The 12,050-nt window shown below is 29.8% G+C and carries 9 protein-coding genes and 1 tRNA gene; 4 read left to right on the forward strand and 6 right to left on the reverse strand.

What is annotated here, in order from left to right; genetic code table 11:
• Nucleotides 1-349: 349 nt before the first annotated feature.
• The 5 genes from CQA69_RS08175 to zwf form a co-directional block, all read right to left on the reverse strand.
• A complete protein-coding gene (locus CQA69_RS08175; RefSeq protein WP_137621293.1) occupies nt 350-1,552 on the reverse strand; it encodes a sugar MFS transporter in 1,203 nt (400 codons plus the stop codon).
• A gap of 12 nt (nt 1,553-1,564) precedes the next feature.
• On the reverse strand, nt 1,565-3,208 hold the full coding sequence (pgi, locus tag CQA69_RS08180) for a glucose-6-phosphate isomerase (RefSeq protein ID WP_137621294.1): 1,644 nt from the start codon (nt 3,206-3,208) through the stop codon (nt 1,565-1,567).
• Nucleotides 3,209-3,219: 11 nt separating this feature from the next.
• On the reverse strand, nt 3,220-4,212 hold the full coding sequence (locus CQA69_RS08185; protein ID WP_137621295.1) for a glucokinase: 993 nt from the start codon (nt 4,210-4,212) through the stop codon (nt 3,220-3,222).
• Nucleotides 4,193-4,873 carry a 6-phosphogluconolactonase gene (gene pgl / locus CQA69_RS08190; RefSeq protein WP_137621296.1) on the reverse strand — a complete coding sequence of 227 codons (681 nt, stop codon included), beginning with the start codon at nt 4,871-4,873 and terminating at the stop codon, nt 4,193-4,195. The genes CQA69_RS08185 and pgl overlap by 20 nt, the downstream gene beginning before the upstream one ends.
• A 147-nt stretch (nt 4,874-5,020) precedes the next feature.
• Nucleotides 5,021-6,421 (reverse strand): glucose-6-phosphate dehydrogenase, encoded by a 1,401-nt coding sequence (gene zwf / locus CQA69_RS08195; protein ID WP_137621297.1) that lies wholly within the window; start codon nt 6,419-6,421, stop codon nt 5,021-5,023.
• Nucleotides 6,422-6,552: 131 nt separating this feature from the next.
• Here zwf and edd point away from each other — a divergent pair, with 131 nt between their 5' ends.
• The 4 genes from edd to CQA69_RS08215 are packed head-to-tail and all read left to right on the forward strand — an operon-like array spanning nt 6,553 to nt 11,731.
• Nucleotides 6,553-8,355, forward strand: a complete 1,803-nt coding sequence (gene edd / locus CQA69_RS08200; RefSeq protein WP_137621298.1) for a phosphogluconate dehydratase — start codon at nt 6,553-6,555, stop codon at nt 8,353-8,355.
• A 12-nt stretch (nt 8,356-8,367) separates the two neighbouring features.
• Nucleotides 8,368-8,994: a bifunctional 4-hydroxy-2-oxoglutarate aldolase/2-dehydro-3-deoxy-phosphogluconate aldolase gene (locus CQA69_RS08205; RefSeq protein WP_137621299.1), complete on the forward strand. Its 627-nt coding sequence runs from the start codon at nt 8,368-8,370 to the stop codon at nt 8,992-8,994.
• A gap of 8 nt (nt 8,995-9,002) precedes the next feature.
• Nucleotides 9,003-10,244 carry a galactokinase gene (locus CQA69_RS08210; protein ID WP_137621300.1) on the forward strand — a complete coding sequence of 414 codons (1,242 nt, stop codon included), beginning with the start codon at nt 9,003-9,005 and terminating at the stop codon, nt 10,242-10,244.
• Nucleotides 10,241-11,731 carry a UDP-glucose--hexose-1-phosphate uridylyltransferase gene (locus tag CQA69_RS08215; RefSeq protein ID WP_137621301.1) on the forward strand — a complete coding sequence of 497 codons (1,491 nt, stop codon included), beginning with the start codon at nt 10,241-10,243 and terminating at the stop codon, nt 11,729-11,731. Before CQA69_RS08210 ends, CQA69_RS08215 begins: the two co-directional genes overlap by 4 nt.
• Before the next feature lie 222 nt (nt 11,732-11,953).
• On the opposite strand, the gene CQA69_RS08220 is transcribed toward CQA69_RS08215, so the two are convergent.
• A tRNA-Ile gene (locus tag CQA69_RS08220) sits at nt 11,954-12,030 on the reverse strand.
• Nucleotides 12,031-12,050 lie beyond the last annotated feature (20 nt).

The raw sequence follows: 12,050 nt of genomic DNA on the forward strand, positions 1-12,050 counted from the left end.
GTTTTTATAATAAGACTTTTTATTATCTTAAGACGGAAAGCATTTAAACACTTATATTAAGCAAAAATATAAGCTGTGAAGTTTAAAACTTATTCTTTAAAATCTTTATTTAGCTTTTAAAGAAAAAGATAATTAAAGTTTTATTCTTTAACAAGTTCAGTAAAATTGTTTTTAAAACTTGCTTGTGACTTTTAACATTGGTAAGTAAATAGAACACACTTTAAGATTGATTAATTTTATAATAAATTATGTATGGTTCTTAAAGTGGAGTAAAAGTTGCAATTATATACAAAATAAGCTTAAGGGAATATGAAAAATCAAAAAGTGGATTTCACTTTTTGATTTATAATTATCGAGTCTTATATCCTTTTAAAGCAAAGAACAAAACAAAAAAATAACAAAACATAGGAGCTATATAAGAGAAGAGCAAATTAAAATAATCAGCTAACAAACCTTGAACAGGAGGCATTAGAGCACCGCCAACAATAGCCATATTGATAATTCCTGAAGCTTGACTAGTAAATTTACCTAAATTTTTTGTTGCTAAAGAAAAAATAGTTGGAAACATAATAGAGTTAAATAAACCAATTAATAATAACGCTATCATAGCAAATGTTCCGCCACCAACTAAAACAGCTAATGCAATTAAAGCAATATTCATAATAGAATTAAATGCTAGGCACTTATTTGGAGCAATTTTAGCCAAAATAGCACTTCCTAAAAATCTTCCTACCATAGTTCCACCCCAATAAAAAACTATATATTTTGCTCCCATTGTTTCTTCTATACCTGCAAACTCTTTCATTGTTAAAATTAAAAAAGATCCTACAGACACCTCAGCTCCCACATAAAAAAATATAGCTGCTGCACCCAAAACAAAATGAGAATATTCAAATAGACTTTGTTTTCCATCATGATTTTCATTGCTAATTTGCTCAGCTTTATCTCTTACATCTGGAAGTTTCAAAAGATAAATTACCACAGCTAAAAGTATTAAAACTCCGGCAATTCCTAAATAAGGAATTTGTACTGATTGCGCTTCTTGAATTTTGTTAGCATACTTTACAGTATCTGAAAGTATAAGAGAAGCACCAAAAAGCGGTGCTAAAGTTGTTCCTAAAGAATTGAAAGCTTGTACTAAAGTCAAAGCTGTAGCTTCTTTTCCTGGAGCAAGTAAAGTTACAAATGGATTTCCAGTTGTTTGGAGTAAAACAATTCCACTTGCTAGAATAAAAAGAGCACCTAAAAATACAGGATAAGAAGCCATAGAAGCTGCTGGATAAAAAAGAACACAGCCAATTGCTGTTATTATAAAACCCAAAATAACCCCTGCAGGATAACCAATCTTTTCCAAAAGCTTTCCAAAAATTCCACCAGTTACAAAATAAGCTCCAAAAAAACAAAATTGAACTAAAGCTGCCTCAAAATAATTAAGTTCAAAAATTACTTTAAGGTGTGGTATTAAAATATCATTCAATACTGTAATAAAGCCCATAACAAAAAACAATGCTGTTAATGCTGATAATACAAAATTATTTGATCTTGTTTGCATAATAATCTCCCTCTAATTCAAATTAGCTTTTTTATAAATTTGAATTAAATGTTTTGTAGAACTATCGTGATCGTGATTTTCTTTTCCTTGCAATTCTGTCAAAATAGTTTTAGCAAGCTCTTTACCAAGTTCTACTCCCCATTGATCAAAACTATTAATATCCCAAACCACTCCTTGAACAAAAATTTTATGCTCATAAAGAGCAACCAAAGAACCTATGCTTTTAGGATTAATTTCATTAAGCAAAATAATATTGCTAGGTCTATTACCTGAAAAAACTCTATGAGGTGCGAGTTTATGAATTTGATCCTCGCTAAAACCTTTATTTGACATTTCTTTTTGAACTTCTTCAAGAGTTTTGCCTCTCATAAAAGCTTCAGCTTGAGCAAAAACATTACTCAATAAAATTTCATGATGTCCTGGCAAACTTCCTTTTCTGCTTAAAGATGCGATCAAATCAATAGGACTCAAATGAGTTCCTTGATGTAAAAGCTGAAAAAAAGCATGTTGGGCATTAATGCCTACATCACCCCAAATAATAGGACCTGTATCATAATCAACTCTTTTACCATCTTTTCTAACCTGTTTACCATTACTTTCCATATCTAACTGCTGTATAAATTTAGGAAGATATTTTAATACAGAATCATAAGGAGCGATAATATGGCTACCTGCATCAAAGAAATTAATATACCAAACACCGATCAAACCTAAAAGCACAGGCATATTTTTTTCAAATGGCGCATTATAAAAATGTTCATCCATCAAATAAGCCCCTTCTAGTAAAGATGAAAAATTTTCTTTACCTAGATAAATCATGATGGCCAAGCCTATAGCAGACCAAAGACTATAACGCCCTCCAACCCAATTCCAAAATTCAAACATATTTTCTAAATCAATACCAAATTCTTTAACTGCTTCTTTATTAGTTGATACAGCAACAAAGTGTTTTGCTATATGTTTTTCATCTAAAGCATGTTCTAAAAACCATTTTCTAGCTGTAAATGCGTTCGTTAAAGTCTCTTGAGTAGAAAAAGTTTTAGAAGCGACTATAAAGAGAGTTGTTTCAGGATGCACCTGATTTAAAACTCCTTGCAATTGCGTGCCATCTACATTAGAAACAAAATGCATACGCAATCTTGGATGTCCGAAATTTTTTAAAGCCTCGCATACCATTAAAGCTCCAAGATCTGATCCGCCTATTCCTATATTAACAACATCTGTAATAACTTGATTTGTATAACCCAACCAAGCTCCTGTTTTTAAGGCATCTGAGAAATTTTGCATTTTTGTTAAAACTTCTCTAACATTAGGCATAATATCCATATCATCAATTTTAATCGGATAATTTCCTTGATTTCTTAAAGCTGTGTGTAAAACTGCTCTATTTTCTGTAGTGTTAATTTTCTCGCCTTTAAACATAGCAGTTATCTTTTCTTTCAAAGAACACTCATTGGCTAGATTAAACAAAAGTTTTAAAGTTTCATCATTGATACGATTTTTTGAATAATCAAGCTTTAAGTCTCCAGTTTCTAAAAAATACCTAGTTCCTCTACCTTGATCTTCTTTAAATAAATCTCTCATATGTATGTCTTTTACATTCAAAAAATGATTGTGTAATTCTTTATAGGAATTTAAATGTGTTAAAGATTTCATTTTTTACCTTTCTATAAATTATTTTTTTTTAAATGGTTTTCTAAAGCAACTGCTGCCCCGCTAATACCCGGATATTTTGCTAAAACTATATAAACAGGAATTGCGGCTAAATAAGCATCAAATCTTCCTTTATTTTCAAAACGTATTCTAAAAGGGGATGTTTTAAAATAATCAATAAATCTAGGAATAATACCTCCGCAAAGATACACTCCACCTCTAGCTCCTAAAGTCAAAGCTAAATTTGAAGAAACTGTTCCTAGCATTGCACAAAATATATCTAAAGTTAAACGACATAAAGGAGATTTTCCACTTAAAGCTTGTTCGCTAATTAGTTCTGGAGTCATTTTTGAATTTTTAATTCCTTCTCTACTAGCTAAAGCTTCATGAATGAGCACCAAACCTGCTCCACTTAAAAAACGTTCAGCTGAAACGTGACCATATTTTTTTTTCGCATACTGCCAAATCATTATTTCGGTATCATCAAAAGGTGCAAAACTTACATGCCCACCTTCACCAGCTAAAGCTATATAGCCACATTCATCACAAGGAATTAAGCCACTTACTCCAAGTCCTGTTCCTGGACCTAAAACAGCTTTTGGAGCATATGAATCATGAGAAGTTCCACCCACTTGCATAAGCTCTGAAGAAGGCATTTTTGTTATTGCGTAAGCTTGAGCTGTAAAATCATTGATTAATATTAAAGATTCTAAATTTAAAGCCTGTCTTGTTGTTTCAATGGAAAAAGCCCAATGATGATTTGTCATTTGAACCCAATCCCCTAAAACAGGGTTAGCAATAGCAAAGGCACCAAATTTAATCAAAGGATTGCCAACTTTACTTAAATAAGCTTTTGCTGCATCTACAACAGTGTTATAATCATGACAAGCTAAAACTTCCACATTGTCAATTTTTCCAGGTGCGGCCTCTAAAGCAAACCGAGCATTTGTACCTCCAATATCAGCTAAAAGCCTTGGATAAGATTTTTTATTTTGAGAAGTAGACATCGCACATTACCTTTTTTGAATGAAGTATATAAGATATAGGAAATTTCGGATTTAAACCTTTAGCCGCCTCATCAAAAATAATTCGTTTTTCATCTGTAGCTATTGATAGAAATAATTTGTTACATTTTTCTAATGCTGATAAAGACATAGAAAGTCTTTTATACGGAGCATTTTTCGGTGTTGTTAAGACTATATTTTGATCTGTTGTTAAAGCAAAATTAATTTCATCTGCTTCAGGAAACAAAGATGCTGTATGACCATCAGCACCCATGCCAAGGATAGCAATATTAGGTTGCTTGTAAAAAGTATTTGCATTCTTAACCAGCTCATCTAAAGAAAGATTAGCGTCTTCAAAAAAAGGTTTAAAATGTGCTTTTTTAGCTAAATTTTGCAGAAAATAAGTTTTAATCAATTTTGCATTGCTATCTTCATTGTTTAAATCAACAATTCTTTCATCAACCAAAGAGATATTACACTTTTCCCAACTACAATTTTCCTTACTTAGCATTTCTAAAAATAAAATAGGAGATTTTCCTCCAGAAAAGGCTAAATTTACATTTTCTTGAGTTGATAAATTCTGCTCAATAGACTTAACAAAAGTATTAACTAAAGCCTTATTACATTCTTCTATGTCTGAAAATTCATGCATTTGGAACGCCATATCAATTCTCCTTATTTTTATAAAAACTATATTTTAGAGTTTAGCAAAATCTTACCTTAATAAAAAATTAATTAATATATTATTTATTTAAAATTAAATAAATACGTTACAAATTTACTCACAATAATCCATTTATTAAAAAAATTATCAGCAATTATGCCACTCATGTTTATCTCTTCGAATAAGATCAAATGCTTCTTTAGGTCCCCAACTTCCAGCAATATAATAATATAAAGGAGTCTTATTTTCCTGCCAATTTTTCAAAATAGGATCAACCCAAGCCCAAGCTGTTTCTAATTCTTCTTTATGGTTAAAAGAAGCTTGATTACCTTCAATTACATCTAAAATCAATCTTTCATATGGTTGCATTGCTAAAGTGCTATTTAAATTTAAAATCAAATTATTTTCTTCATAATCCATTGTTTTTCCGATTTTTTTAACTTTTAAATTTAAAGAAATTTGATTTTCTGGTTGCAAACGAATAATAAGTTTATTAGGACTAGAATTTAAATCTTCTTTATTTTTAAAATAAACAATAATCTGTGCAAAAGAATCAGCCATTCTTTTACCTGTTCTAATATAAAATGGAACTCCTTTCCAATTATCATCTAAAAGTTCAGCTTTTATTGCAACAAAAGTTTCAGTCTGACTATTTTCTTTTATATTATCTTCAGCTAGATAAGATTTAAATTCTCCTGATTTATCGTATTGAGCTCTAATAACATTATTTTTTATATCTTCATCACTTAAAGGTTTTAAACTTTTTAAAAGACTAAGCTTTGCGCTTCTTATAGATTCAGCATCTAATTTTTTTGGTATTTTCATAGCTACTAAGGAGAGAATTTGTAAAATATGATTTTGTATCATATCTCTTAATGCTCCAGTATTATCATAAAACTCTCCTCTACCCTCAACACCTAAGGTTTCAAAAACACTAATTTCAACATAATCGACGTGTTCTTTTTCCCATAAAGAAGTAAAAATAGGATTAAAAGCTCTTAATATTAAAAGATTTTGAATGCTCTCTTTTCCTAGATAATGATCAATTCTATAAATTTGTTTTTCTTTATAATATTTTGCTATTTCATTATTGATAGCTTGACAAGATTTCAAATCCATACCTAAAGGTTTTTCTAAAATGATCTTTACTCTATCGTCATTAAGTCCAACTAGCGTTAAATTTTCACATGCTTTGATAAAAAATTCTGGTGAAATCGAAAAATAAATAACAATATTTTGGCTTTTGTTATCAATTTTACCTTTTAAAAGATCAAAATCTTTTGTTTCATTTAAATTGATACTTAAGTAATTAATATTATGTATAAATTCTTCCCATTTTTTATCATCACAATTTTTAATATGAATTTTAGAATTATTATTTAATTTTTCTATAAACTGTTCTGTACTCAATGAACTTCTACCCGTAGCAATCATTTTTCCTATAGGAGGTAAAAATCCATCTATATAAGCCTGATAAAGAGAAGGGAAAATTTTTCTCATCGCTAAATCACCGGTAGCTCCAAATAAAATAAAATCAAAACTTTGCATAATTTCTCCTCGTTCAACTAAATAATTTTAACTTTTATAATAATTTTAGAATTTTTATCTAAAATTATGGCATAATTTAAGTATATAAAAATGTTACAATAAAAAAAATAAATTTTTAATAAAGGATAAATATGGCCTTAAAAAAACTTGAACAAATAACTCAAAAAGTAAAAGAGCGAAGTCAAAAAACTAGAGAAAATTACTTAGAACGCATTTTAACCCATAAAGGCAAAATTCAGAGAAAAGATTTAGGATGTGCAAATTTAGCTCATGCTTATGCTAGCATACCTGATCACATTAAAGAAAGAATCAAAGAAAACAAAGATTCAAATTTTGCTATAGTTTCAGCTTATAATGATATGCTTTCGGCACACCAACCTTTTAAAAATTATCCAGATATTATTAAACAAGAACTTTTTAAAAACCACGCTTTTGGACAATTTGCTGGTGGAACCCCTGCTATGTGTGATGGTATCACTCAAGGCTATGAAGGTATGGAACTTAGCTTATTCTCAAGAGATGTTATAGCAATGAGTGTAGCTATAGCTCTTTCTCATAATGTTTTCGATGGGGCGTTTTATCTTGGAGTTTGCGATAAAATCGTTCCAGGTCTTTTAATAGGGGCTTTAAGTTTTGGACATTTACCAAGCATTTTTGTGCCCTCAGGTCCTATGACTAGTGGGATTTCTAATGATGAAAAATCAAAAACAAGGCAACTTTTTGCTGAAGGTAAAATTTCGCGAGATAAACTTCTTGAAAGTGAAATGAAATCTTACCACGATATTGGTACTTGTACCTTTTATGGAACAGCTAATTCCAATCAAATGATGATAGAATTTATGGGATTACATTTACCAAATTCTGCTTTTATTAACCCTAACACACCTTTGAGAGAAGCTTTAGTCAAAGAAGCTGCAACCCATATGACTCGAAATAAAATCAAACCTATAGGGGAGCTAATTAGTGAAAAAAATATCATCAACGCTATGATAGGACTAATGGCTACAGGCGGATCAACAAATCACACTATCCATTTAGTCGCCATAGCTCGTGCAGCAGGAATTATTATCAATTGGGATGATTTTGATGCTATTTCTAGCATAATTCCACTTTTAGCAAGGGTTTATCCTAATGGTAAAGCCGATGTTAATCAATTTGAAGCAGCTGGAGGTTTGGCTTTTGTTGTTAATGAGCTTTTAAAAGAGGGGCTTTTACATGATGATGCAGATACTATTATGGGTCAAGGAATGCAAGCTTATATAAAAAATCCTTTTTTGATTGATGGCAAAGTAGTCTATAAAGATGGAGTAAAAACAAGCAAGGAAGAAAATATACTTAGAAATATAAACAATGCTTTCTCAAAAGACGGTGGAGTTAAAATTTTAAAAGGCAATATAGGAAGAGCTGTGATTAAAATTTCAGCAGTTAAAGAAGAACATCAAGTTATTAAAGCTCCCGCAATCGTATTCCACTCTCAACAAGAATTTTTAACAAGATTCCAAAATAAAGAATTGCAAAAAGATTTTATTGCTGTTTTACCTTATCAAGGCCCAAGAGCAAGTGGTATGCCTGAACTTCACAAACTCACTCCTCCGCTAGGAATTTTACAAGATCAAGGTTTTAAAGTTGCACTTGTAACCGATGGAAGAATGTCTGGAGCTTCTGGTAAAGTTCCAGCAGCTATTCATATGAGTCCTGAAGCTTTACTTGATGGCAATATAGCTAAAATCAAAGATGGAGATATGCTTTTACTCGATGCAAAAAATGGCACACTTGAAATTTTGATTGATGAAAAAGAATGGCAAGAAAGAAAGGCTAGTGATTTTAAAGTAAAAGAGGTTTTTGGTTGCGGTAGAGAACTCTTTGCGGGCTTTAGAGCGCAAAGTTCAAGTGCTGAGACAGGTGCAATGAGTTTTGGTGGATATTTTAAATAAAAAGGAGAAAACATGAAAACAAAAGAATTTTTACAAGTTAGCAAAATCATTCCAGTGATTACAATTTATGATCTAAAAACAAGCGTAGATTTAGCAAAAGCTTTAATTAATGGAGGAATTAAAATTTTAGAAATTACTCTACGTACCCAAGAAGCTTTAGAAGCTATAAAACTTATAGCAAAAGAAGTTCCAGATGCGGTTGTAGGAGCTGGAACGGTATTAAACGCTAAAATGTTAGAAGAAGTAAAAAATGCAGGAGCTAAATTCGCTATAAGTCCAGGTTTAAATTCTGTATTTGCCAAAGAAGCAAAAAATATTGACTTACCTTTAATTCCAGGAATTGCTACTGCAGGGGAATTAATGTTGGCTTTAGAATTTGGTTTTGAAAATTTAAAATTTTTCCCAGCACAAGCTACAGGCGGAATTAATATGTTAAAATCATTTTCTGCTCCATTTCAAAATGTAAATTTTTGCCCAACAGGTGGAATTAATTTAAATAATATGAACGATTATTTAAAATTAGACAATGTTCTTTGTGTCGGGGGTTCTTGGCTTACTCCTAAAGAGCTGATTTTGGATAAAAAATGGGATCAAATCACTCAAATTGCTAAACAAAGTTTAGAACAAATTTCTCAATAGGTATTAAAATGCAAGAATTAAATCAAGGTTTAAAAAAAATATATGGAGAGAAACTTTTAGACCAACAAAAACAAAGATATTTAAAAGCTCTAGAGCATTTTAAAAAACTTTATCCTAAACATAGTCATTTTAGTTTTTATTCCTCACCAGGTAGAACTGAAATAGGTGGAAATCATACCGATCATCAACATGGTATGGTTTTAGCAGGTGCTGTAAATTTAGATATTATTGCTGTGGTTGCACCCAATCATAAAAATACCATCTGTATTAATTCCGAGGGTTTTAATCTAAAAGAAATCGACTTAAATAACATAACACTCGATCAAAGCGAATTTGAAACTTCAGAAGCTTTAATAAAAGGAATTTGTTCTAAATTTAAAGAACTAGATTACAATATACAAGGATTTGATGCCTATATCACTTCAGATGTTTTAAAGGGTTCAGGACTTTCTTCTTCAGCTGCTTTTGAAAATTTAATTGGCACTATTTTAAATTATGAATTTAATAATTCTAAAATCCCGCCAACTCAAATAGCACAAATAAGTCAATATGCAGAAAATGTTTATTTTGGCAAGTCTTGTGGCTTAATGGATCAAATGGCCAGTGCTTTAGGAGGTTTTTCTTTTATGGATTTTAAAAATCCTCAAAATCCTTTTGTAGAAAAAATAAATTTTGATTTCCAGAAAAGCAATTATTTTTTATGCATTGTAAATACAAAAGGAAATCACGCGGATCTTACTTCAGATTATGCTTCAATTACTCAAGAAATGCAACTTGTAGCTAAAGCTTTTGATAAAAAAGTTTTAAGAGAAGTTGATGAGAAAGATTTTTTTGATAATATTGCCAAATTAAGAGAGAAAATTCACGATAGAGCTCTTTTGCGTGCTATACACTTTTTCAAAGACAATCAAAACGCATTTAAAGAGGCTGAAGCTCTGAAAAATAACGATTTTGAAAGATTTAAGAATTTGGTTAAAAACTCGGGCGATTCTTCTTTTAAATTTTTACAAAATATCTTTTCTTTATCTAAACCCTTAGAACAAAATTTAGCTTTAGCTTTAGCTTTAAGTGAAAGAATTTTAAAAGATAAAGGTGTTTGTAGGGTTCATGGTGGAGGCTTTGCGGGAACTATTCAAGCCTTTGTGCCTTATGAACTTGTTAAAGAATATGAGACAAATATGAAAAAAGTCTTTGGTGAAGATTCTTGTTACATGTTAAATATAAGAAATGCAGGTGCTATAAAATTATGATTTATTCTGTTATCGATCAACTTATTTCTTACGCTATAGAAAAAAAACTTATTAAAAAAGAGGATAAAATTTTTCATACCAATACTCTGCTTGATCTTTTTAAACTTCAAGAATACAAGCAAGAGAAAAAAAAATCTAAAATGCAATTGGAAGAAATTTTAAATGCTCTTTTAGATTATGCTTGTAAAAATAAACTCTGTGAAAATGATAGTATAGCAAGGTCTTTATTTGATGTTAAAATTATGGGACTTTTAACTCCTAAACCTAGTGAATTAATCTCACAATTTAATCAATACTATCAAAAAGATCCAAAAAAAGCGAGTGATTTTTTTTATCAATTTAATCAAGATTGTAATTACATTAGAACATATGAAATCAAAAAAGATATCAAATGGCAAAGTTCAAGTATATATGGAAAATTCCAAATTACAATCAATCTTTCAAAACCAGAAAAAGATCCAAAAGCTATTGCCAAAGCTAAAGAAATTAAAAGCACCAATTATCCAAAATGTGTTTTATGTAAAGAAAATGAAGCTTATGCAGGAAATTATCATCATCCAGCAAGACAAAATCTAAGAATTTTACCTATAAAACTTGCTAATGAAAACTGGTTTTTTCAATATTCACCTTATGTGTATTATAATGAGCATTGTATTATTCTAAATCAAAAACATACTCCTATGAAAATTTGCAAAAAAACCTTTGAAAGATTATTCGATTTTCTAAAAATATTTCCTCATTATTTTATAGGATCAAATGCTGATTTGCCTATAGTTGGGGGTTCTATTTTAAGTCATGATCATTTTCAAGGTGGCAATCATACTTTTGCTCTTAATAATGCAAAAATAGAAAAAAAATTTAAGATCAAAAACTTTGAAAATATAGATTTTGGTATTGTTAAATGGCCATTATCCATTATAAGAATTTCAAGCAAAGATGATAAAAAATTAATAGAATTGGCAAATTTTATTCTAAAAAAATGGAGAAATTATAGCGATAAAAGTGTTAATATTTTGGCAAAAACCCAAAATATTTATCATAATACCATAACTCCAATAGCAAGAATAAGAAATTCTAAATTTGAACTTGATTTAGTTTTAAGAAACAATAGGACAGATGAAAAACATCCTTTTGGTATTTTTCACCCACGTGAGCATTTGCATAACATAAAAAAAGAAAATATTGGGCTTATAGAAGTTATGGGGCTTGCGATACTACCTCCTAGGCTTAAAGAAGAACTAACGCTTTTAAGCGATTACATACTTAACAATAAAAATATAAAAAATAATGAAAAAATCAAAAAACATGCTCAATGGGTTGAAAATTTCTTGCCTAAACATAAAAATATCAATAATAAAAATATAGAAAAAATTCTACAAGAAGAAATTTCTAAGGTATTTATAGAAGTATTAGAAAATTGTGGAGTCTTTAAACGTAATAAACAAGGAGTAAAAGCTTTTGAAAAATTTATAAACACTTTTATATAATAAAAAATTATCTTAAAAAGACAAGCAAATAATATAACTAAAAAATCTCTAAGTTCTAAAAATACTATAATATTATATTTATAATTTTATTCTATTTAAACTAGACAAAATAAAGACAACCTCAAAATATTCTAAACAACAAGGACAAAAAATAGAAAAATCTACTCAAATATTAGAACCAAAAGAAAGTAAATTCCAAAACAATTCAATAATATTATTCAATGGTGGGCCTAACAAGACTTGAACTTGTGACCTCACCCTTATCAGGGGTGCACTCTAACCAGCTGAGCTATAGGCCCTTAATCATGGTGGAGAATAG

Origin of the sequence: Campylobacter estrildidarum (assembly GCF_005406205.1) — a bacterium.
GTDB classification, from domain to species: domain Bacteria; phylum Campylobacterota; class Campylobacteria; order Campylobacterales; family Campylobacteraceae; genus Campylobacter_D; species Campylobacter_D estrildidarum.

Excerpts from the sequence above, each read along its gene's own strand:
- CQA69_RS08175 (WP_137621293.1), bottom strand. The coding sequence starts at position 1,552 with ATGCAAACAAGATCAAATAATTTTGTATTATCAGCATTAACAGCATTG.
- pgi (WP_137621294.1), bottom strand. The coding sequence starts at position 3,208 with ATGAAATCTTTAACACATTTAAATTCCTATAAAGAATTACACAATCAT.
- CQA69_RS08185 (WP_137621295.1), bottom strand. The coding sequence starts at position 4,212 with ATGTCTACTTCTCAAAATAAAAAATCTTATCCAAGGCTTTTAGCTGAT.
- pgl (WP_137621296.1), bottom strand. The coding sequence starts at position 4,873 with ATGGCGTTCCAAATGCATGAATTTTCAGACATAGAAGAATGTAATAAG.
- zwf (WP_137621297.1), bottom strand. The coding sequence starts at position 6,421 with ATGCAAAGTTTTGATTTTATTTTATTTGGAGCTACCGGTGATTTAGCG.
- edd (WP_137621298.1), top strand. The coding sequence starts at position 6,553 with ATGGCCTTAAAAAAACTTGAACAAATAACTCAAAAAGTAAAAGAGCGA.
- CQA69_RS08205 (WP_137621299.1), top strand. The coding sequence starts at position 8,368 with ATGAAAACAAAAGAATTTTTACAAGTTAGCAAAATCATTCCAGTGATT.
- CQA69_RS08210 (WP_137621300.1), top strand. The coding sequence starts at position 9,003 with ATGCAAGAATTAAATCAAGGTTTAAAAAAAATATATGGAGAGAAACTT.
- CQA69_RS08215 (WP_137621301.1), top strand. The coding sequence starts at position 10,241 with ATGATTTATTCTGTTATCGATCAACTTATTTCTTACGCTATAGAAAAA.